We start from the raw sequence: 22164 nt of genomic DNA, 5'->3' as shown, positions 1-22164 counted from the left end.
CCTGCCGGATGCGGCAGTCAAACTTTAGAAGACAGGAATATAGCCTGGCGACCCGAACTGCGTTCGCCCGGTTATTCCGGCGATCGGCTATTTCTGGGGAGCGGCGCTCTCTGCACCCGTGGGTTGGACGTAGCCGATGCTGATATCGGCCTGCTCCTCGGTCTTCGGCCGCTTGATCCTGGCCGAAGCCACGACGACAAGCTCGTCGAAATTTTCGCCGCCGCTGTCCAGCATCTCGAAGAACTGGCGGCGCATCCTGGGCTCCCAGAACTTGTTGATGTGCTCGGCTACACCCGCCACGCCTTCCTCGCGCGGCCTGGAATGGAAGAAGGCGGCAATCTGGTTGGCCATGCGCACCAGCTTTTCCCTGGTGCTCGTGATGTGGTCTTCGTCATGCGACATGCTGGGCAACTCCCAAGACCACCCGTTTCGGGTGGGTGAAAACATCGAAATCGTCGCCGCGCACCAGCGCCACCAGTGTCATACCGGCTTCTTCGGCAGTGCGGATGGCAAGTGCTGTCGGCGCCGAGACGGCCATGATGAAAGCCGAGCCGATGGCCGCCGTCTTTTGCACCATCTCGACCGAGACGCGGCTGGTCACGACGACAGCACCGGTGGCGCCGTCAATGCCGGCTTTCGCCAGCGCGCCGGCCAGCTTGTCCAACGCATTGTGGCGGCCGACATCCTCGCGCGCCATGACGATGCCTTTGCCGGGCACATAGAAGCCCGCAGCGTGCACGGCGCCGGTTTCGGAATGCAGCGGCTGCACCTTCGACAGCAGCCTGACTGACCGTACGATGTCGTCGGCTTCAAGCGTAAGTTTCGACGCACCAACCTTGTCGACCGAGCGCATCGCTTCCTCGATGGATTCGATGCCGCACAGCCCGCAGCCAACCGGCCCGGCCAGGCGCCTGCGTCGCGCCTCGAAGCGCGTATTGGCCTGGTCCTTCAGCCGGATCTGGATATCGATGCCGGCGCCATGATCCTCGACCTCGATGGCTTCGATCTCGTCAGGCAGCGCGATGATGCCTTCGGTCAGCGAGAAGCCGAGTGCAAAATCCTCGAAGTCGGCAGGGCTCGCCATCATCACCGCATGTGTGGTGCCGGCAAAGGAGAACGCCACCGGCGTCTCCTCCGGCACCATGCGGTTCGCGGCGGCGGTGCCGCTGGCGCGGTGCGCGAGGCGGGAGATCTGACTGATCGGCTTGCGGGTACGCATCAGCTTTGCTTCAACCAATCCGGCGTCAGTTCCGGAACATCTCGCGCAATCGATCTAAAGGCTTCGTAGTGCCCATCGGCCATTACATGCGCGACAATGTGGCGAAGTCTGTCGAAGTCGTCCTCCGTCGCCTGTCCTTGAATGTCGAGTAAAAACTGGTTCAGGTCTGCGCCTTGCTTCTCACACAAGCGGAGAAGCTTTTCATAGGCTTCTCTTTGGGTCACGTTGTTGCCTCCAAGGTCGCCAAGATTTGCTCGCCAGCCTCAAACGGCATTTGCTCTCGGAGGTCTTCCCCCACTCCGTCGCTGCTTCGCAGCGCCACCTCTCCCCCCTCCGGAGGGAGAGGAAGGGAGCCTGCCATTATAAGCTCACGCCCTTCCTCTCCCCCGTCGATCGGGGGAGAGGTGTCGAGCGAAGCTCGACGGAGTGGGGGTCGACCAGCCATCAAGATAGGACCCTTCCGCGCTTACTCCGCCGCCTGCAGCGGAGCGATGCGGCGGCTGTTGCGCGCCTGCTCGTCATAGTCGCGCTGCCAGTCCGAAGGCCCGTTGGAGGCGCCTACCTGCACGGCCGTCACCTTGTACTCCGGACAGTTGGTCGCCCAGTCCGAGAAGTCGGTGGTGATGACATTGGCCTGGGTGTCGGGATGGTGGAACGTCGTGTAGACCACGCCGGGCGACACCCGGTCGGTGATCTGCGCACGCAGCGTCGTCTCGCCCGAACGGCTTGTCAGCCGCACCCAGTCGCCATCGCGCAGGCCGCGGTTCTCGGCATCGTGCGGATGGATTTCCAACCGGTCCTCCGAGTGCCACATGACGTTTTCGGTGCGCCTTGTCTGTGCACCGACATTGTACTGGCTGAGGATGCGGCCGGTGGTCAACAGCAACGGGAAACGCGGCCCGGTCCGCTCGTCGGTCGCCACATATTCTGTGCGGATGAACTTGCCCTTGCCGCGCACGAAGCCGTCTATATGCATGATCGGCGTGCCGAGCGGGGCTTTCTCGTTGCAGGGCCATTGCACCGATCCGACACGGTCGAGCAGATCGAAGGAGACGCCGGCGAAGCTTGGCGTCGTCTTGGCGATCTCGTCCATGATCTCGGAGGGATGCTGGTAGTTCCAGTCAAGCCCGATCGCACGGGCAAGCTCCTGCGTCGCTTCCCAGTCCGCGTAGCGCGCTTTCGGCTCCAGCACCTTGCGCACCATGTTGATGCGGCGCTCGGCATTGGTGAAGGTGCCGTCCTTCTCCAGGAAGGTCGAGCCCGGCAGGAAGACATGCGCGTAGTTCGCTGTCTCGTTCAGGAACAGGTCGTGCACGACCACGCATTCCATCGCCGCCAGGCCGGCCGCGACATGCTTGGTGTCAGGGTCGGACTGCAAAATGTCCTCGCCCTGGATGTAGATGCCCTTGAACGAACCGTCGACAGCGGCATCCAGCATGTTGGGGATGCGCAGGCCCGGCTCGTCGTCGAGCTTCACGCCCCACAGGCTCTCATAGATGTCGCGCACCGCCTCGCCGGAGATGTGGCGGTAGCCCGGCAGTTCATGCGGGAACGAACCCATGTCGCATGAGCCCTGCACATTGTTTTGGCCGCGCAGCGGGTTCACGCCGACGCCCGGGCGGCCGATATTGCCGGTCGCCATGGCAAGGTTGGCGATAGCCATAACCGTGGTCGAGCCCTGGCTGTGTTCGGTGACGCCGAGGCCGTAGTAAATCGCGCCGTTGCCGCCCTTGGCATAGAGCCGCGCAGCACCCCGGATCAGCTCCGGGTCGACGCCGGAAAGCTTGCCGACGGTCTCGGGGCTGTTCTCCGGCAATGCGACGAAGGAAGCCCAGTCCTGGAACTCCGTCCAGTCGCAGCGTTCGCGGATGAAGGCTTCGTCGAAAAGCCCCTCGGTGACGATGACATGCGCGAGCGACGTCAGCACCGCCACGTTGGTGCCGGGCTTCAGCGGCAGGTGGTAGTCGGCCTCGACATGCGCCGATTTGACCATTTCGGTACGGCGCGGATCGAGCACGATCAACTTGGCGCCCTGGCGCAGCCGCTTCTTCAGCCGCGAAGCAAACACAGGGTGGGCGGAAGCCGGATTGGCGCCGATGATGACGGCGACATCGGTGAAGTCGACGGAATCGAAATCCTGAGTGCCGGCCGAGGTCCCATAGGTCTGGCCGAGACCGTAGCCGGTCGGCGAGTGGCAGACCCGGGCGCAAGTGTCGACATTGTTGTTGCGGAAGCCTTGGCGCACCAGCTTCTGGACCAGATAGGTCTCCTCATTCGTGCAGCGCGAGGACGTGATACCGCCGATCGAGGTGCGTCCGTATTGATATTGGATACGACGGAATTCCTTGGCCGTATGGGCGATCGCCTCTTCCCAGCTCACCTCCCGCCAGGGATCGCTGACTTTTTCCCGGATCATCGGCGACAGGATGCGGTCCTTGTGGGTCGCGTAGCCATAGGCGAAGCGGCCTTTCACGCAGGAGTGGCCATGGTTCGCCTTGCCGTCCTTGTAGGGCATCATGCGAATGACCTCGTCGCCCTTCACTTCGGCCTTGAAAGAACAGCCGACGCCGCAATAGGCACATGTGGTGACGGCGGAGCGCTCGGGCATGCCTTTCTCAAGCACGGTCTTTTCACGCAGCGCATCGGTCGGACAGGCCTGCACGCAGGCGCCGCAGGACACGCATTCGGAGGCGATGAAATCCTCATGCATGCCGGCGACCATGCGCGATTCGAAACCGCGGCCCTCGATCGTCAACGCGAAGGTGCCTTGCACCTCCTCACAGGCCCGCACGCAGCGCGAGCAGACGATACATTGCGCCGGATCATAGGTGAAATAGGGGTTGGATTCATCGCGGGCGATGTAGTCGACCGCCAGCGAGCCATGGCCCGGCGCGACGCCGTTTTCCTGCTTGACGTGGTTGCGGCCCTCGATGCCGAAGCGGTTCTCGGTCAGGCCGACCGACTTCGCCACAACGTCGAACTCGCTGGCGCCGGTACCGGCCTTCTCGTTCCAGCCGGTCGGATGGTCGGAAACGTAAAGCTCCATGACACCGCGGCGGATAGCATCGAGCCGCTCGGATTGCGTGCGCACCACCATGCCTTCGCCGACCGGCGTCGTGCAGGATGCCGGCGTACCGCCGCGCCCTTCGATCTCGACGAGGCAGACGCGGCAGGAGCCGAACGAGTCCAGCATGTCCGTGGCGCAGAGTTTTGGGATCTCGACCCCGCCTTCCATCGCCGCGCGCATGATCGACGTACCCTCCGGCACGCTGATCGAGCGGCCGTCGACGATCAGCGTGACCTGCTTTTGCGCCTTCGATTCCGGGGTTCCGTAGTCGAGTTCTTCGATGAGTGTCGGGAAGTCGGCCTTGATGTTCATCTGCCAGCTCCTATTCAGCAGCCACGCGCGCCGGCGCGGGCTTGAAATCTTCGGGAAAATGAGTGATCGAGCTCATCACCGGATAGGGCGTGAAGCCGCCCAGCGCGCAGAGCGATCCGAACTTCATCGTGTTGCAGAGATCGGTAACCAGAGCCAGGTTCTTTTCCGGCTCGATGCCGGCGGCAAGCCTGTCGATGGTCTCGACACCGCGCGTAGAGCCGATGCGGCAGGGCGTGCACTTGCCGCAGCTTTCGATGGCGCAGAACTCCATGGCAAAGCGCGCCTGCTTCAGCATGTCGGCCGTGTCGTCGAACACGGTGATGCCGGCATGACCGATCAGCCCGTCACGCTTGGCGAATTCTTCGTAATCGAACGGTGTGTCGAACAGGCCGCGCGGGAAATAGGCGCCGAGCGGTCCGCCGACCTGCACTGCCTTCACCGGCCGGCCAGTCGCTGTGCCGCCGCCGATGTCGTCGACGATTTCGCCGAGCGTCAGGCCGAAGGCCGTCTCGAACAGGCCGCCATGCTTGACGTTGCCGGCGATCTGGATCGGGATTGTTCCGCGCGAGCGGCCCATGCCGAAATCCTTGTAGAAGGCCGCGCCCTTGTCCATGATGATCGGCACGGAAGCCAGCGAGATGACATTGTTGATCACCGTCGGCTTGCCGAACAATCCCTGGATCGCAGGCAGCGGTGGCTTGGCCCGCACCACGCCGCGCTTGCCCTCAAGGCTGTTCAACAGCGAGGTTTCCTCACCGCAGACATAGGCGCCGGCGCCGACGCGGATTTCCATGTCGAAGGCGTTCGGCGAACCCAGCACGTTGACGCCGAGCACGCCTGCTTTGCGGGCGACCTCGACAGCCTTGTTCATGACAGCCACCGCATGCGGATATTCCGAGCGGATATAGACGAAACCCTTGGTCGCGCCGGTGGCGATGCCGGCAATCGTCATGCCTTCGATGAGCACGAAGGGGTCGCCCTCCATGATCATGCGGTCGGCGAAGGTAGCGCTGTCGCCTTCGTCGGCGTTGCACACGATGTACTTGCGCTCACCGGCGGTATCGAGCACCGTCTTCCACTTGATGCCCGTCGGGAAGCCAGCGCCGCCACGACCGCGCAAGCCCGATTCCGTGACCTGCTTGACGATGTCGAGCGGCGCCATGGCCACCGCGTTCTGCAGGCCCTTCAGCCCCCCGAGCGACTTGTAGGCGTCGAGCGACAGCGGGTCGTTGATGCCGCAACGCGCGAAGGTCAGGCGCGTCTGCTTGGCCAGGAACGGGATCTTGTCTGGCGCGCCCAGCCAGCGCTTATGATGGCCACCCTTGAGGAAGCCCGAGTCGAACAGGCTCTTCACGTCGGAAGGCTTTACCGGCCCGTATGCGACGCGGCCCTCGGCGGTCGCGACCTCGACCATGGGTTCGAGGAAATAGGCGCCACGCGAGCCGTTGCGCACGATCTTGGCCTCGATGCCCCGTTCGGCCAGCTCCGCACGAATCGCCTTGGCGACCTTTTCGGCGCCGAGCGCCAGCGCGCCGGAGTCACCTGGAATGTAGATGCGCGGGATCATGAGCGTACCTCCGCGACGATCTCTTCGATCTTCTCGTCATCGAGCCGGCCGATCACTTCGCCGTCCAGCATCGCCGACGGCGAACAGGCGCAAAGCCCGAGGCAATAGACCGGCTCCAGTGTAACTGATCCGTCGCGGGTCGTCTCATGGAAATCGATGCCGAGCAACTGCTTGACCTTTGCGGCGACCGCATCCGAACCCATCGACTGGCAAGCTTCCGCCTGGCACAGCTTGAGCACGTGCCGGCCGGCCGGCCGGGCACGGAAATCATGATAGAAGGTCACGACGCCGTGCACCTCGGCCCTCGACAGGTTCAGGCCATCGGCGATGACAGGCACCGCGTCCTGCGGTACGTGGCCAAATTCTTCCTGGATGCCGTGGAGGATCGGCAGCAGCGGACCCTCGAGGTCCTTCAACTCCTGGATGATGGCCGCCGTGCGCGACTGTATCTCGGTACTTGCAGGCTGCATTGGCACGCAGCGCCCTCCCTATCGTAGCGATCCATGCATATCGTCCAAAAGCATGAAGTGGTTTTGGAACAACGACATGCCTGCGCCGCTTTATCGCTAAGTGCTTAAGATTTCAGAGAAAACCTCTGAAATCAATAAAGCGGTTTCGTTGCACGATAGAAAACTTCTATCGTGCCGTTTCACCAGCTATGACTAGCTCAGCGATTGGCGTGGAAATCGTCTGCCAGCGCCATCGCCTCGTCCAGCAGCGCCTGCACCAGCGGCGTGTGCGGTTCGCGCGGTGTCGCCACCAGCCCGACCGTGTGGCTGGCGTCTGGCTCGACGATCGGAATGGCCCGGATCGGCTCGGAAAAGCCGAATGTTTCCGCAAGGTTAAGCGGCATGATCGATGACCATTTGCCGGTCCTGATATGCGAAAACAGCACGATCATCGAATTGGATTCCAATGTCGGTCGCACCTGCACCCCGGCCTCGGCCAGATGCTGGTCGATGATGCGGCGGTTCTGCATGTCCGGCGTCAACAGGCAGAGCGGCAACTGGCTGATCTCGGCCCAAGTCACTTTGTCGCGGTCGGAATAGGGATTTCCGACAGCCGTTATCAGCTGGTAGCGCTCGTCATAGAGCGGCACGCTGATCACCCGTCCCAGCGGCTCATTGTCCAGATAGGTGATGCCGGCGTCGATGTCGAAATTGCCGAGCAGCGACAGCACTTCGATCGAGGTGCGCGATAGCACCGAGAAGGTGACGCCAGGGTGCTTTTCGCGGAACGGTGTCGTCAGGCGCGCCACCATGGCCAGGGCAGTCGGGATGGCGGCGATGCGGATCCGCCCCGACAGGCCATAGCGCGCCGCCCGCATCTCTTCGCGCATGGTCCTGGAGTCGCCGACGATGCGGCGCGCCCACACCAGCACCTGTTTGCCTTCCGGCGTCAGTCCCTGGAAGCGCGAGCCACGAAGCACCAGCATTACGCCGAGTTGGCCCTCCAGCTGCTTGATCCCCGCCGAAAGCGTCGGCTGCGTGACGCCGCACACCTCCGCCGCCCGGCCGAAATGCTCTTCCCTGGCCAGCGCGATGAAGAATTCCAGTTTGTCGATCATGCCTGCAGGCTAGCCACCGCGGGACGGCTGCGCCAGATCGTGCCGGCGCCACAACAACACAATCTTGCCCGCAGCCTGGAAATCGTTGGCCGGGACTATTTATCCACGACGTTCAGGATGTTGCCGTCCGGGTCCTTGAACCAGGCGACTTTCATGCCGGACCCGACATGGATATCGCCCTCGAGCGAAAGACCAGGCATCTCGTAATGTTCGAACGTAACGCCCTTCGACCTTAGCGATTTGACAGTAGCTTCAATTTGGTCGTCGACCGTCCAGGTCACCACCGTCGCCTTGTTGGTTCCCGCGAATTGTGAGTGATAGACATTGATGACCGTATCACCGCTTTTGTAGACGACCAACTCATCGCCAATGTTGTCCACCTGCTTGAGGCCAAGCGTTCCTTCATAAAAGGCCTTTGCTCTCGCCAAGTCCTTCACTGCGATGTTGGCCGTTGCGTTGCTGTTTGCGAGCATAATCGTATCCTTCCCTGATTGTCTCCCCCATGCTGGTCATTGAAATAGGTCGCGCGCCCTGTTTGGCGACGTCCGCTGGAGCTCTCGCTCGCAGAACCCAAGGGTGCGTCGAGGCGGCTGCTTGGTTCTCTCCGAAAACTACATTATCTGAGGTGCCGAACGCTGAGGAAAAGATCATGGCCGTCACCAAGGAAACCGTCATCGAGCGCCTGAAGACGGTCAACGGACCGGATTTCACCGGCAACATCGTCGACCTCGGCATGGTCTCCGAGATTTTCATCGCCGATTCGAAAGTGTTCTTTTCAATCACGGTGCCGGCTGCCCGGGCGCAGGAGATGGAGCCGCTGCGCGCCGCCGCCGAGCGCGTCGTCAAGGCGATTCCCGGTGTCGCCGGCGCCGTCGTCGCGCTGACGGCTGAAAAGAAGGGCGGCGGCATGGAGGCGCCGGTGCCGGCGCGCCCCGCACCCAGACCGGCTCCGCCAACTGCGCCACGCGCGGCTCCGCACGCCCCAGCCTCGCACAGCTCGGGCAAGCGCGGCGTGCCCGGCATCGAGGCGATCATTGCGGTTGCGTCAGGCAAGGGTGGCGTCGGCAAGTCGACCACCGCCGTCAACATCGCGCTCGGGCTCGCCGCCAACGGTTTGCGCGTCGGCGTGCTCGATGCCGACATCTATGGCCCGTCAATGCCCAGGCTGCTCAACATCCATGGCCGGCCGCAGACCGTCGACGGCAAGATCCTGAAACCGATGGAGAATTACGGTCTCAAGGTAATGTCGATGGGCTTCCTCGTCGATGAGGAAACCCCGATGATCTGGCGCGGCCCGATGGTGATGTCGGCGCTGACGCAGATGCTGCGCGAGGTCGAATGGGGCCGGCTCGACGTGCTCGTCGTCGACATGCCGCCCGGCACCGGCGACGCCCAGCTGACCATGGCCCAACAGGTGCCGCTGGCCGGCGCCGTCATCGTCTCGACGCCGCAGGATCTGGCGCTGATCGACGCGCGCAAGGGGCTGAACATGTTCAAGAAGGTCGACGTACCGCTGCTCGGCATCGTCGAGAACATGAGCTATTTCGTCGCGCCCGACACTGGCAAGCGCTACGACATTTTTGGCCATGGCGGGGCGCGGCGCGAAGCCGAGCGCCTCGGCGTGACCTTCCTTGGCGAGGTGCCGCTGGAAATGGGCATTCGCGAAAGCTCGGATGAAGGTGCGCCCGTGGTGGCGTCGAAGCCCGATAGCCCCGAGGCGAAGATTTACCGCGATATTGCTTCGAAGATCTGGGACCGAGTCAACGAAGAACGCGGCGCGGCCGAAGCGGCGGTGCCGAGCATCGTGTTCGAGTGAGAGAGACTTAACCGCCCACCTTCTCGCCGAACGTCGAAAAGAACTGACCCGCCAATTTCTTCGACGTCGATTCGATCAGCCGGCTGCCGAGCTGAGCGATCTTGCCGCCGACATCGGCTTTGGCCGCGTATTTGAGCACCGTCGCATCCGGCCCGTCCGCTGTCAGCGTCACATCGGCGCCGCCCTTGGCGAAGCCGGCAATGCCACCCTTGCCTTCGCCCTGTATGGTGTAGGCGTGCGGTGGCTTGAGGTTTTTCAGCGTCACTTCGCCGTTAAACGTCGCCTTGATAGGCCCGATCTTCAGCACCACGGTCGCTGCCATTTCGGTCGGCGATTTCATCTCCAGGCTCTGGCAGCCGGGAATGCTCTCCCGCAGCACGTTCGGATCGTTCAGCGCCTCCCACACTTTCTGCAGAGGTGCGACAATGCGTTCCTCGCCTTCGATCACCAAAGCCATGCAAACCTCCCCGCACCAGACTGTTCAAAGGCCTAACGCAGCGCTCGATGCATGTCTATCGCACCAAAGTCCGGTTGCGACCGTGCGCCCTCTTGCCTGCTTCCGCGCGTTGCCATATCGATTTGTCTTACAAATACGGAGACCACGATGGCAGGCGCCCCCACCAGGAAGAAGAAATTTCGCTCGCAGGAGTGGTTCGACAATCCCGACAATCCGGGCATGACCGCGCTCTATCTCGAACGCTACCTGAACTACGGGCTGACGCGGGCCGAACTGATGTCGGGCAAACCGCTGATCGGCATCGCCCAGACAGGCTCGGATCTGTCGCCTTGCAACCGCCACCATATCGAGCTGGCCAAGCGCGTGCGCGAAGGCATCGTCTCGATGGGCGGCATTCCCTTTGAATTCCCCTGTCATCCGATCCAGGAAACCGGCAAGCGCCCGACCGCGGCGCTCGACCGCAACCTTGCCTACCTCGGCCTCGTCGAGGTGCTTTACGGCTATCCGCTCGACGGCGTCGTGCTGACTATCGGCTGCGACAAGACCACGCCGGCGCTGCTGATGGCGGCGGCGACCGTCAACATTCCGGCGATCGCGCTGTCGGTCGGCCCGATGCTCAATGGCTGGCACAAGGGCAAGCGCACGGGCTCCGGCACCATCGTCTGGGAATCGCGCCAGCGGCTATCGGCTGGCGAAATCGACTATGACGAGTTCATGGACATTGTCGCCTCTTCGGCGCCGTCCACCGGCTATTGCAACACGATGGGCACCGCCACCACGATGAATTCGCTGGCCGAGGCCCTCGGCATGCAGTTGCCGGGCTCGGCCGCCATTCCAGCGCCCTATCGCGAGCGCGGCCAGATAGCCTATGAGACGGGCAAGCGCATCGTCGACATGGTGCATGAGGATCTGAAGCCGTCCGACATCATGACACGGCATGCGTTCGAGAACGCCATTGTCGTCAATTCGGCCATCGGCGGCTCGACCAACGCGCCGATCCACCTCAATGCCATCGCCCGCCATCTCGGCGTGCCGCTCGACAATGACGACTGGCAGAAGGTCGGCCTCAACGTGCCACTGCTCGTCAATCTGCAGCCGACGGGTGAGTATCTCGGCGAGGACTACCACCATGCCGGCGGCGTGCCGGCCGTGGTGGCCGAGCTTTTGAAGGCCGGACTTTTGCCGCACCCCGACGCTGTGACCGTCAACGGCAAGTCGATCGGCGACAATTGCCGCGGCGTGGCCAACGAGAACCGGGATGTCATCCGCAGCGCCGACAAGCCGCTCAAGGCCAATGCCGGCTTCATCAACCTCAGCGGCAATCTCTTCGATTCGGCGATCATGAAGACCAGCGGCATTTCGCCGGAGTTCCGCGAGCGCTATCTGTCCAACCCGAAAGACCCGGAAGCCTTTGAAGGCAACGCCATGGTCTTCGACGGGCCGGAGGATTACCACGCCCGCATCGACGATCCGGCGCAAGGCATCGACGAGCACACCATCCTGTTCATGCGCGGCGCCGGCCCGATCGGCTATCCCGGCGGCGCCGAGGTCGTCAACATGCAGCCGCCAGCCTACCTCATCAAGAAGGGCATCCATGCGCTGGCCTGCATTGGCGACGGCCGCCAGTCTGGCACGTCGGGCTCGCCGTCGATCCTCAACGCCTCACCGGAAGCGGCTATCGGTGGCGGCCTGGCGCTGCTCAAGACCGGCGACCGCGTGCGCATCGACCTGAACAAGGGCACCGCCAACATCCTTGTCAGCGACGACGAAATCGCCAAGCGGCGCGCAGCACTCCAGGGCAATGGCGGTTTCCACTATCCGCAGCACCAGACGCCATGGCAGGAAATCCAGCGCGGCATGGTCGACCAGTTCGACCAGGGAATGGTGCTGAAGCCGGCGGTGAAATACCAGGATGTGGCGCATACCAGGGGCGTGCCGAGGGACAATCACTGAACGGCGGGTTCCACCGCACAAGCCGACCGGCAAGGCCGTTATGGGCGGCAATTACCCTGGCAGCCTCGCTCTTGCCGTCGGACGCCTCTGCAACAGACTTTCCCGTAGTGGCGAACGGCTGGACCGTCGCCGTTGCGGAACGCTGGTGCAACGCGACCAACCGCGATCCGGTCGAATTCGCGGCGACGCCCTATAATGGCCTGGTCTTCGCGCGCACGCGCGACTCGCAGCGCATCGTCATGCGCGTCTTCTTCTGGCCGGGCGCCTTCAAGGAAGAGGACATGCCGGTCACCCTGACGCTGCAGCTCAAGGGCGTCGATAGCCCGCTGGAAATGACGGCCATGACCACGGTCGATTATATCGCCGACATCGACAACGCTCTGACGGCGGAAGAGCAAAAGGCGATCGCCGATGCCGGATCAATGACGGTGCGCGTTACCGGCGTCGAACAGCCGCTCACCTTTCGCACCGAGGGCCTTGCTGGAGCGCTGAGGCTGCTCGATGAATGTGCCAAGACAATCAAGCGGGGGTGAGTCCTATTCCGTTTCCTTTCGGGCGCGCGGTTCCCATATTGACTGGGAAACGGACAAGGCCATCAATGACGAAACGGCGCTCTTCCCTCGGTTTTCTCGGCATGTTCGGCCGCTCGGGCGACTTGCGGGAACTAGACAGCGCGCTGCGCGGCGCCGATCTTCATCCGGCCCTTGTTCCCGAGGGCGTAAAGCTCACCATCGTAAACCTGATGAAGGATCATTGGCCAGACGAGCCGCCGCCGGACGCCTACCGGTCCGTGGCGCAGCTGTTCAGTTATTGCGTCGCCGGGCCGGAGACATTCGAGCAGGCCAACGGCCCGGAGCGACGGCTGGACGCCGAGCGCCGCATCGAAGCAGCGCTCGAGACCGGCGACAGCCTGGACGCGCAGATCGTGCTGATGGCGCTGCACGGCAAGCTGATCAGCAGCGAGGTCGTCGAGCGTTTTGGACTAAGCGCGGACTGATTTTCGTAAGGTAAGGCTTACCCGCCCATGCCGCTGCGCGGCAACTTGATCATCTCGCCGAAGCGGGCGCGCAACTTGTCGTCGAGCAGCTTCGGCACATGGCGAGGGAAGCGCTCGGCAAGCACCCGCTTCTTCTCGATGATCGCCCGCTGCAGGATGTCGGGCCTGCCCTTCTCGTTCCATTCCTTGGGAGAAAAGCGGTCGCCGACAGCCGGATAAAAGTACTCGGTCTGCATCAGGCGCAGCGTCTGCTCATTGCCGAGATAGTGGCCGGGGCCGTTCATACAGACTTCAGCGATGGTGTCGATCGACAGCGCTTCGTCGGTCACCTCGATGCCGCGCACGCAACGCAGGCAATGGCCGAGCATGTCGTTGTCGATGATCAGGCTTTCCAGGCAGAAGCCGAGCAGCGAGGCATGCATGCCGGCCGATTCATAGACCAGGTTGAGGCCGGCAAGGCCGGCCATCACATCGGTGATGCCCTTTTCATAGCCGGACTGGATGTCGGGCAGTTTGGAATCCGTCATGCCCGCGGCCGAACCACCCGGAAGGTCATAGAATTGCGCCATCTGCGCGCAGGCCGAGGTCAGCACCGCCTGCTCGGCCGAGCCGCCCGACATGGCGCCGGTCCTGAGGTCGGAGACGAATGGCCAAGTGCCGAAGATCGCGGGGTGTCCGGGCTTGATGGCGTTGACATAGACGAGGCCGGCAAGCACTTCCGCCACCGCTTGCACGACAGCACCTGCAATCGCCGCCGGGGCAGTGGCGCCGGCCTGGCCGGCCGACAAGAGCAGGATCGGAATGCCGCCTTCGACGCAGGCTTCGAGCACGCCGCAGGCGTCCTCGGCAAATTTCATCGGCGGCACGACGAAGCAGTTGGAGTTGGAGACGAAGGGCCGGGCGCGGAAATTCTCCTCGCCGCCGGCGATCGCATAGAGCATCTCCAATGCCGGCTGCACGTTCTCGCGCACAGTGAACGAGGTGCCGACATGCTTGGACGTGCCCATCACGCAGGCGTAGAGCGTGTTGAAGTCCATCTCGAGCGGATCGGGAATGTCACGCGGCACCATCGGCCGCTGGAAGAAATGGATGTTGTCGAGGCCTTCGACGAGGCGGGCGGCGTCGTAAATGTCTTGCACCAGCGACTCGCGGTATTCGCGCTTTTCGACATCGACCAGATGCACCGCGGCACCTGCGGTGCCGTAATGCACCCGCTTGCCCTGGATCAGCATGTCATGCTTCGGGTCCTGGCCGTGCAGTGTAAAATTCCGCGCCGCTTTTTTGATCGTGTCCAGCACCAGTGCGCGGGGGAAGCGAATACGCCCATCATCGCCGTAGATGGCGCCGACCCCGGTCAGCGCCTCGATGCACGAGGGGATGGCATTGGCGAAGCCGACGGTCTCCAGCAGCGTTAGCACCGCTTCATGGATGCGCTCCTGATCGTTCCGGCTGAGTGGGCCGTAGCTGCCGCCTTCAAGCCCGGCGCGCACCGGCCTGATGTCGTCGGCCAAGGGTGCGGCCCGCATCGCGCGGCGCGCTTCGCGCCCGCCGGATCGGCGCGAGCGCTGGTCAGCCTCCTGCTTCTCGGGCGCATCCTGCTTCTCAAGAGCCACTGACATGGGAGGCACTCCACCTTATCTTGCGAAACCGGATGCGGTGATTGGTCCACCGTCGCCTGCTTCGTCCCCTCTGTCAGCCGACTATGCCGCCGGTATTGGCCCAGCCTATGGGCCAGCTGCTATGGTCGAATATGCCAGAGAGCTAAAGCGGGGCGATGGTGCCAAGCAAAAGGGAGCCGGCTTGCGCCGGCTCCCTTCACAAAGTCAAGCCGTGTATCAGGCTGCTGCCGGCCTGCGTCCGGCTGCGGTGGCCAGCTCGCGAATGCCTGGTTCGATGTGCTGCAGCGCGATCGAGGAAATGCCCAAGCGCATGAAACGCGACGGCTTTTCGGTGCGGTCGAAGAAGCGGTCGCCGGGCTCGATAATGACGCTGCGCGACGCGGCGGCTTCGGCTAGTCCGCGGGAATCGGTTCCGCGCGGCCCTTCGAGCCAGAGCGATGTGCCACCGGCGGAGTCGGTCGAACGCCATTCCGGCAGGAATGCGGAAATCGCATGGACCAGACGCTTACGGCGTTCGTCGAAGGCCGACGATAGACGCCGCACCAGTGCCTCGTGATGGCCGAGCGACAGGAACAGGGCGACGGCACGCTGGTTGTTTGCCGGCGGATGCCGCAGCATGAAGCGGCGAAGTGCCCTGAGCTCCGCGATTAGTCCAGCGGACGCCACGATGTAGCCAAGCCGCAGGCCCGGAGCCAGCGTCTTCGACATCGAGCCGACATAGATGACGCGGCCCGAGCGGTCGAGGCTCTTCAGCGCCTGCTGCGGCGCCTCGTCGAGAAGCTGGCTGTCATAGCCGTCCTCGATGATGATCTGGTTGTGGCGGTTGGCGCGCGCCAACAGGTCCTGCCGGCGCTCCGCCGACAGCGGCACCATGGTCGGGCAATGGTGGCTGGGGGTGACGAAGACAAAGCCCGAATCCTGCGGAATGGACGACGTCACGATGCCGGACTGGTCGACCGGAACCGGCTGGATGTCGGCGCCCGCCAGCCTGAAGATCGAGCGCGCATCGGGATAACCCGGATCCTCCATTGCCACCTTCGAGCCCTTGGTCATCAGCAGCGTCGCCAGCATGTAGAGCGCGTTCTGGGCGCCCAGCGTGACGATGATCTCGTCGGGATTGGCAAAGATGCCGCGCCGGGGCAACAGCCGCGCCTGGATCTGTTCGATCAACAGCGGATCGTCGCGGTCGACCATGTCCGAGGCCCAGTTGCGGATCTCGAGCACGGCCAGCGCCATGCGGTTGCACTCGCGCCATTCGGCGGTCGGGAACAGCGCCGGGTCGAACTGGCCATAGACGAACGGGTAGGACGACTTGATCCAGTTGTCGTGCTTGGCCGGCGGCGGCATGTCGCTGGCGGCGATCTGCCGGCGCGCCTTCCAGTCGATCTCGTTCTGCTGGTCGGGCGCCTTCTGGTGCGGCTTGGCGGGGGTGGCCAGCACGTCCGGATTGACAAAATGGCCGCGCCGTTCTCGCGCCACCAGGAAACCCTGGTCGACCAGTTGCTGGAATGCCAGCACCACTGTGCCGCGCGCGACGCCGAGTTTCTCGGCCAGGATGCGGCAGGACGGAAGCGGCATCGAAGCCGCGATCTGCCGGTCGAGGATGGCGGCGACGATCGCCTGGCGGATCTGCGCCTGCAGTGTCTGGCCCGATTCCGCAGAAATCCGGAACAGGCCGGACCATATGGCCGTGTCATTACGCTGTGGCATGGAAGATGTTCCTCGATGGCCAAACTTTTTTGCTTGGCTGGACCAGCGGAAGGTAACCGTGGCACAAGGGGTTGCGCCAATCAATTTTTCTGATCGCTGGGATTTATGCCAGTGATCCATCGCGCGACGCCGGCGCGACGCGAAGCGTCGTCGCGTGCGCTGTAAGCAGCAACATCCCCAGCGCGACGCGCAGCGTCGTCGCCCCTTCATCCCGCGCTGCGTCATCCATCCCGCACTGCGTCATCCCCACGCATTGAAACAAATGGAATTCGGCTCAATAACCTTTGCGCGACGACACGCGCCGGAAACATCCGGTCTGATAAGATGTCGTGAAAAAGCGTCAGGAGCCCGGCATTGGATCACTCGTCCTTCGACAAACAGCTTGCCGCCTTGCGCGCTGAGCGAGCGGCCGCATCGGGCACGATGCGCGAGGCTTTTGCCGCTGACCCCAAGCGCTTCGAGACATTCTCGGCCAGCGACGGCGACCTCTTGCTCGACTGGTCGAAATGCGCGGTCGACCAGCGTACGATGGAACTGCTTGAAAAACTCGCCGGCGCCGCCGACCTCGAGGGACGCCGCGCCGCGATGTTTTCCGGCAAGAAGATCAACATCACCGAGGACCGCGCCGTGCTGCACACGGCGCTGCGCAACCTCTCGGGCAAGGGCGTCACCGTCGACGGTCAGGACGTCAAGGCGGATGTGGTTGCCGTGCTCGACGCCATGGGCGCTTTCGCCGATGCCATTCGCTCCGGCAAGGCCGCCGGCGCCACCGGCAAGAAAATCACCGACATCGTCAATATCGGCATTGGCGGCTCCGATCTCGGCCCGGCCATGGCGACGCTGGCGCTGGCGCCCTATCATGACGGCCCGCGGGCGCACTACGTCTCCAACATCGACGGCGCCCATATCCACGACACGCTGAAGGGCCTGTCGGCCGAAACCACCCTGTTCATCATCGCCTCGAAGACCTTCACCACGGTCGAGACGATGACCAATGCCGAGACGGCACGCAAATGGGTGCAGAAGGCACTCGGCAAGGAAGCCGTCGGCAAGCATTTCGCCGCCGTCTCGACCGCACTCGACCTTGTGAAGAAGTTCGGCATCGATGCCGATCGCGTGTTCGGCTTCTGGGACTGGGTTGGCGGCCGCTATTCGCTGTGGGGTGCCATCGGCCTGCCGGTGATGATCGCCATTGGCCCGCGCAATTTCCGCGCCTTCCTCGACGGCGCGCATGAGATGGACGAGCACTTCCGCACCGCGCCCCTGCAGAAGAACCTGCCGGCGCTGCTGGGACTGGTCGGCTGGTGGCATCGCGTGGTCTGCTGTTATCCCGCGCGTGCCGTCATCCCTTATGACCAGCGTCTGTCCAGGCTGCCCGCCTATCTGCAGCAGCTCGACATGGAATCGAACGGCAAGGGCGTTACCCTCGACGGCACGCCGGTGACGACGCCAACCGGACCGCTGGTCTGGGGCGAGCCCGGCACCAATGGCCAGCACGCCTTCTTCCAGCTGCTGCACCAGGGAACCGATTTCATCCCGGTCGAGTTCCTTGCCGCCGCCGTCGGGCATGAGCCCGATCTGAAGCACCAGCACGATCTGCTCCTCGCCAATTGTCTGGCGCAGTCGGAAGCGTTGATGAAGGGCCGCACGCTGGAAGAGGCGCGCGCGCAGATGTTGGCCAAGGGCATGAAGCCGGCCGATGTCGACAAGATCGCTCCGCACCGCGTCTTCTCCGGCAATCGTCCGTCGGTGACCATCCTTTATCGCAAGCTCGACCCACGCACCTTCGGCCGACTGATCGCGCTCTATGAGCACCGCGTTTTTGTCGAGGGCACTTTGTTCAACATCAACTCCTTCGACCAGTGGGGCGTCGAGCTCGGCAAGGAGCTGGCGACCGGCCTGCTGCCGGTTGTGGAAGGCAAGGAGAGCGCCGCCAAGCGCGACGCCTCGACGGCCGGGCTGGTGGCGCGCATCCAGCAATTGCGGGGTGCGGCATGAAAAACCCGGCGGATATCAAGGGCATATTGTTCGACAAGGACGGCACGCTCGTCGATTTCAATGCGACATGGCTCGGCATTGCCGATTTCATGGCCATGGATGCCGCCGAGGGCGATCGCTGGAAGGCCGACAGGCTGCTTTCGGCGGCAGGCTTCGATTTTGTCGCCAAGCGCTTCAAGCCGGATTCCATTTTCGCTTCCGGCACCAACATGGATGTCGTCGAACTGTGGTTCCCGCGCCTGTCCGACGAGGATCAGATGCTGGCCGTCGCCCGCTTCAACGAGATCACCTCGGTGCAGGGTTCATCTCTGGCGGTGGGCCTGCCGGGCATCGTCGAAGCGCTGACGGCGCTGCACAAACGATCCTACCGGCTCGGCGTCGCCACCAACGATTCAACCGCCGGCGCGGAGAAGACCATGGTCACGCTCGGCGTCGCCCAGCTCTTCGACGCCGCCTATGGTTATGATGCGGTGGCCAATCCGAAACCGGCGCCGGACACCATCCTCGCCTTCTGCGACCTGACCGGGCTGCGGCCGGCCGAGATCGCCATGGTCGGTGACAACCGTCACGACCTGGAGATGGCGCGGGCCGGCGGCTGCGGCCTGGCGATCGGTGTGCTCTCCGGCACCGGCACGCGGGAATCGCTGTCGTCGATCGCCGATGTCGTTCTGGATTCGGTTGCCGACCTCCCCGACTTTCTGTCGGCACGGGTCAAGGAGGGGGTCTGACGGGGAAGAGGCCTGGGATCGAAACGGAACGTTGCCGCCAGCACACCGATGTCGAACCGAAACTCGATGGTTCGCAATCAATCCTGACCAGTCTTTCTGGAACCGGCATTAAGGCCGTGCGTCGCTGCGGCAATCAAAGGTCCGAAGTGATCCTCGAACTCGTCCCACAGAAGATCATATAGCCTATCCAGCTGCTTCAGCAGCGCGCGGGTCGAGCGATTGAAGTCCTTTTGCAAACCTACGAGGCCTTCTTTAAACGAGCGGTCGGCATTTGTAGGCCGCCCGACAAGGTTCTTGCCTCTCAAGGCAAATCGCGAGGCCATGCGAAATGTCATGTCGTCCTCGGTAAACGCACGCTCGCTTCCGTGATGTATGCGCGCGTTTCTCTCAAGCCGAAGCGCCTCCTGCTCGTTGAGCATGCTCTGCAGATGGTTGCAAATGGCTTTGGGAAGTCCCAGCTTTTTCAATCTGTCGAAGGAGCACTGCCTGGCATCTACCCCGTGCCGATAAATGCCGTTCACGAGTAGCAGCGAACAATCGATCACCGAAATGTATCGAGTCAGGAATACATCCGTCGTGACGGTTAGCCAGTCATATTGCGTGATCGGGAACGACCCGAAATCCGGAAGCGGGTCGGGCCACAGCATGTCGCCCACCAGGTTGAGAGACTCCACCCTCTGCGCCAGTCCGGAAACCCAGTAGTTCGTATCCAGCGCATACTTGCAGTCCGGATACTTCTCGACTTCTGCGTAGCTATCGAAGTTCAGACCAACGATGCTCAAATCAAAAACACGTCCAATGAAGGCGTGATGATCCGATTCAAGGACGTGCCGCTTGGGAAATCGTGTGCTGGGACGCCTGACACCGGCGCTTTCCTTGACCGCTTCACTCATTGAGGAAAAGCACGATCAGCGGCGCGAACGTATCCCAAAGTGACGCCAAATCCTTGGGTGCGGGTGCAAGGCCCGACGAATGGACGTACTTGTTGAGTGTGTCGATCGACACAATCTCGTCCATCGTGCGGGCCTTCCGAATCACCTGTACATAGCGCTTTTCCACCTTTCCCTTTGCATCCAAGTCTTCGGCGCAGCCGACTATCTTTTTGACGAGAGGGTCAGGTTCCGAAATGGTCGTGATCTTTGACTGGCTGATGTAATTATCAACCGAGAGTTCCAGCAGGACGCGGCACAGAACCGCGATGGCATTGGGATGATGTTCCAGGTCGAGGCTAAATTGGAGCTCGTCCCAAATTGCATGATGGCGCTGGAGACGCCCTGACCAAGCCACGCCATAGTCGGTGTCGGGTATAAGCCGCATCCGCTTTGCCGGCTGGGTTACCTTCTTGGTCTTGGTCGTCTGCTTCTTGTCTTTTGCGGACTTGTCGTCAGCCCGAATTGCGTCGGCGGCAGTCGGCAACACACCTTCGTTTTCAAGGCGGTCGAGATAGACCGATTTGCGATCAACGTCCCATACATCGTCGAGCGTAATCCGCTTATGCGCAAGATCATCGGCAATCCGCGCCAGTGCAGGCATCACCGCTTCCTTCCGGCGCGTGAACTCCAGTTTGCCTTTTGCCGTACTAATTCCGACACGGTTGCGAAATGCCTCTGCCGAGAGCAGCCTGTTCAGGTTGCTGCGTGGCAGCTTCTTCCGTTCGGGAAGAAGCTTTGCCTCCCGAAGTTGCTCTTCAATTTCATCTGCGACATTGAGTTTGCCGCCTTTGCCGGTTCGATTGACGAATGTCGTCTTCATCCGGCCATCCCAGTTGGCCTGCCCGACGCCGCCCTGACTTCCGGTATGTCTGCGGAAAAGGATATCGTCGATCACGTCGCGATCGGTCTCAACCCTGCACATGAGCTTCTTGGGGAATGTTCCGACCCAGTTACCTTTCAGGTCTGCGAAGAATTGCTGAAGTTCGACGCTCGGCGCTCGCTTGGGGTTAGCGAGCAGCTTCAAACAGGTTGTCCGCCGGTTACCGTCAAATACGGTGTACTTAGCTCCATCGAGGTAAACGAGTGGAGGTTCGTACAATCCATTCGACTCCACGACGTCTCGGGCTAGCTTCCTCATCTGAGATTGATGATGAGCAAATAACCACGCGATCGCGGCTGTCTCGTTCTCTAATTCACCGTGCCGGTCATTGGATCGGTTTATGCAAAGATTCTCTAACTCGATAGCATTGTAGCTCATACTCTTGGCCCCCTCCGGTAAATGTAGGCTGGGCTGTTCTACAACCTCAAGGGGGAATATGATCTAATTCGGCCGGCTAATGCATCTGAGCCGCTCAAAGGAACTTCGGCGAATGCTGGCACCTAATGTTAGTGTCTGCATTGAGGCGGTGGGTAGTCGTTCATGTTGGGATCGACGTAAGTCAGCTTTGGGTTGGCCCAGGCCACATTCCAAGCGACTAGGCTTTGCCTGTCTAGTCAGCGCCTTCGACCTCGAACGAAAATACCCCGCTCGGCCTCGCCACTGCATCCTTCGCGTCGCCGACATCCGGCACCTGATATTCGGCGAGCAACCGCAGGCGCGAAAGCGGCAGGTCGGCGCGGCGGGGGTCGCCGACCAGCACCTCGATGCCGGCTGCCAGGCAGCGGTCGAGGAACGGGATAACCCGCAGAGCAACCTCGGGGCCGTAGAACACGTCACCCGCAAGCACGAGGTCGACCGCCGGCGGCGAGCCCGTGGTGATATCCTGGTCGACAATGGTAATCTCGACGCCATTGGCCATGGCGTTGAGACCGATCGCGGCGACGCCGTTGCGATCGATCTCGGCGGCGATCACCGTGCTGGCGCCAGCTTTCGCGGCGGCGATGCCGACAAGACCCGAACCGGCGCCTAGGTCGAGCACGCGGCGGCCGGCCACACTTTGCGGATGGTCGAGTATATGGCGCGCAAGCACCGTGCCGCCGGCCCAGGCATAGGCCCAGTAAGGCGGCGGTGGCTCGGGCGCGTCGTCGACTGGCTCAAGCGCATCGCCATCCGCGTCGCGGCTTTGGTGCGGCTCGACAAGCCGCCTCAAGCCACTGCCCGGATGAGCCGTATAGAGCTGGATTTCAGGAAGCGCGGGAACGGGCGCTAGCCGCAGGTTCGCCTTGATGAACGCTTCCGGATCGAGACGTCGACCAATGTCCACGATCCCGCCTTCGCCGCG

General features: G+C 62.6%; 20 protein-coding genes. 6 read left to right on the top strand and 14 right to left on the bottom strand.

Annotation, left to right across the window (positions count from 1 at the left end):
• Nucleotides 1-87: 87 nt before the first annotated feature.
• From ACWTU9_RS01440 to ACWTU9_RS01405, 8 genes are all read right to left on the bottom strand, one after another.
• The gene (locus tag ACWTU9_RS01440) at nucleotides 88-402 is read right to left on the bottom strand and encodes a formate dehydrogenase subunit delta (RefSeq protein ID WP_454576668.1); all 315 of its coding nucleotides are present in this window, start codon (nucleotides 400-402) and stop codon (nucleotides 88-90) included.
• Complete coding sequence (gene fdhD / locus ACWTU9_RS01435) at nucleotides 392-1219, bottom strand: formate dehydrogenase accessory sulfurtransferase FdhD (protein WP_455856765.1); 828 nt, start codon at nucleotides 1217-1219, stop codon at nucleotides 392-394. The genes ACWTU9_RS01440 and fdhD overlap by 11 nt, the downstream gene beginning before the upstream one ends.
• Entirely contained in the window at nucleotides 1219-1443 is a 225-nt protein-coding gene (locus tag ACWTU9_RS01430; RefSeq protein ID WP_455856764.1) for a hypothetical protein, read from the bottom strand. Before ACWTU9_RS01430 ends, fdhD begins: the two co-directional genes overlap by 1 nt.
• A gap of 242 nt (nucleotides 1444-1685) precedes the next feature.
• On the bottom strand, nucleotides 1686-4598 hold the full coding sequence (gene fdhF / locus ACWTU9_RS01425; RefSeq protein ID WP_455856763.1) for a formate dehydrogenase subunit alpha: 2913 nt from the start codon (nucleotides 4596-4598) through the stop codon (nucleotides 1686-1688).
• A gap of 10 nt (nucleotides 4599-4608) precedes the next feature.
• On the bottom strand, nucleotides 4609-6165 hold the full coding sequence (locus ACWTU9_RS01420; RefSeq protein ID WP_455856762.1) for a formate dehydrogenase beta subunit: 1557 nt from the start codon (nucleotides 6163-6165) through the stop codon (nucleotides 4609-4611).
• Nucleotides 6162-6641, bottom strand: a complete 480-nt coding sequence (locus tag ACWTU9_RS01415; protein WP_455856761.1) for a formate dehydrogenase subunit gamma — start codon at nucleotides 6639-6641, stop codon at nucleotides 6162-6164. The genes ACWTU9_RS01420 and ACWTU9_RS01415 overlap by 4 nt, the downstream gene beginning before the upstream one ends.
• Before the next feature lie 191 nt (nucleotides 6642-6832).
• Nucleotides 6833-7732: a LysR family transcriptional regulator gene (locus tag ACWTU9_RS01410; protein WP_455856760.1), complete on the bottom strand. Its 900-nt coding sequence runs from the start codon at nucleotides 7730-7732 to the stop codon at nucleotides 6833-6835.
• A 95-nt stretch (nucleotides 7733-7827) separates the two neighbouring features.
• The gene (locus ACWTU9_RS01405; protein WP_455856759.1) at nucleotides 7828-8205 is read right to left on the bottom strand and encodes a VOC family protein; all 378 of its coding nucleotides are present in this window, start codon (nucleotides 8203-8205) and stop codon (nucleotides 7828-7830) included.
• A 173-nt stretch (nucleotides 8206-8378) separates the two neighbouring features.
• Between ACWTU9_RS01405 and ACWTU9_RS01400 the strand changes: the two genes are divergently transcribed.
• Nucleotides 8379-9548, top strand: coding sequence for an Mrp/NBP35 family ATP-binding protein (locus ACWTU9_RS01400; RefSeq protein ID WP_454588179.1), 1170 nt, complete (start codon nucleotides 8379-8381; stop codon nucleotides 9546-9548).
• Between the two features lie 7 nt (nucleotides 9549-9555).
• On the opposite strand, the gene ACWTU9_RS01395 is transcribed toward ACWTU9_RS01400, so the two are convergent.
• On the bottom strand, nucleotides 9556-10005 hold the full coding sequence (locus ACWTU9_RS01395; protein ID WP_454576661.1) for an SRPBCC family protein: 450 nt from the start codon (nucleotides 10003-10005) through the stop codon (nucleotides 9556-9558).
• Between the two features lie 147 nt (nucleotides 10006-10152).
• Between ACWTU9_RS01395 and ACWTU9_RS01390 the strand changes: the two genes are divergently transcribed.
• From ACWTU9_RS01390 to ACWTU9_RS01380, 3 genes are all read left to right on the top strand, one after another.
• Complete coding sequence (locus tag ACWTU9_RS01390) at nucleotides 10153-11958, top strand: IlvD/Edd family dehydratase (protein ID WP_455856758.1); 1806 nt, start codon at nucleotides 10153-10155, stop codon at nucleotides 11956-11958.
• A 107-nt stretch (nucleotides 11959-12065) separates the two neighbouring features.
• Complete coding sequence (locus ACWTU9_RS01385; protein WP_455856757.1) at nucleotides 12066-12491, top strand: hypothetical protein; 426 nt, start codon at nucleotides 12066-12068, stop codon at nucleotides 12489-12491.
• A gap of 65 nt (nucleotides 12492-12556) precedes the next feature.
• Entirely contained in the window at nucleotides 12557-12955 is a 399-nt protein-coding gene (locus tag ACWTU9_RS01380) for a hypothetical protein (RefSeq protein WP_455856756.1), read from the top strand.
• Nucleotides 12956-12972: 17 nt separating this feature from the next.
• Here ACWTU9_RS01380 and ACWTU9_RS01375 read toward each other — a convergent pair whose 3' ends face one another.
• Nucleotides 12973-14574: a trimethylamine methyltransferase family protein gene (locus ACWTU9_RS01375; protein ID WP_455856755.1), complete on the bottom strand. Its 1602-nt coding sequence runs from the start codon at nucleotides 14572-14574 to the stop codon at nucleotides 12973-12975.
• A 216-nt stretch (nucleotides 14575-14790) separates the two neighbouring features.
• Nucleotides 14791-16284, bottom strand: coding sequence for a MocR-like pyridoxine biosynthesis transcription factor PdxR (gene pdxR / locus ACWTU9_RS01370; protein WP_455856754.1), 1494 nt, complete (start codon nucleotides 16282-16284; stop codon nucleotides 14791-14793).
• Nucleotides 16285-16638: 354 nt separating this feature from the next.
• On the opposite strand from pdxR, the gene pgi reads away from it, so the two are divergent.
• Both pgi and ACWTU9_RS01360 read left to right on the top strand, forming a co-directional pair.
• Entirely contained in the window at nucleotides 16639-18282 is a 1644-nt protein-coding gene (pgi, locus tag ACWTU9_RS01365) for a glucose-6-phosphate isomerase (protein WP_455856753.1), read from the top strand.
• Entirely contained in the window at nucleotides 18279-19010 is a 732-nt protein-coding gene (locus ACWTU9_RS01360; protein ID WP_455856752.1) for an HAD family hydrolase, read from the top strand. Before pgi ends, ACWTU9_RS01360 begins: the two co-directional genes overlap by 4 nt.
• A 77-nt stretch (nucleotides 19011-19087) precedes the next feature.
• On the opposite strand, the gene ACWTU9_RS01355 is transcribed toward ACWTU9_RS01360, so the two are convergent.
• The 3 genes from ACWTU9_RS01355 to ACWTU9_RS01345 form a co-directional block, all read right to left on the bottom strand.
• Complete coding sequence (locus ACWTU9_RS01355; protein ID WP_455856751.1) at nucleotides 19088-19903, bottom strand: hypothetical protein; 816 nt, start codon at nucleotides 19901-19903, stop codon at nucleotides 19088-19090.
• Nucleotides 19896-20966 (bottom strand): hypothetical protein, encoded by a 1071-nt coding sequence (locus ACWTU9_RS01350; protein ID WP_455856750.1) that lies wholly within the window; start codon nucleotides 20964-20966, stop codon nucleotides 19896-19898. The genes ACWTU9_RS01355 and ACWTU9_RS01350 overlap by 8 nt, the downstream gene beginning before the upstream one ends.
• A 466-nt stretch (nucleotides 20967-21432) precedes the next feature.
• Nucleotides 21433-22146 carry a class I SAM-dependent methyltransferase gene (locus ACWTU9_RS01345; protein WP_455856749.1) on the bottom strand — a complete coding sequence of 238 codons (714 nt, stop codon included), beginning with the start codon at nucleotides 22144-22146 and terminating at the stop codon, nucleotides 21433-21435.
• Nucleotides 22147-22164: the final 18 nt, after the last annotated feature.

This window comes from Mesorhizobium sp. 128a, from assembly GCF_053848025.1.
Note: the sequence above shows the minus strand (reverse complement) of the source record. Positions and strands in the feature narration are given on the sequence as shown.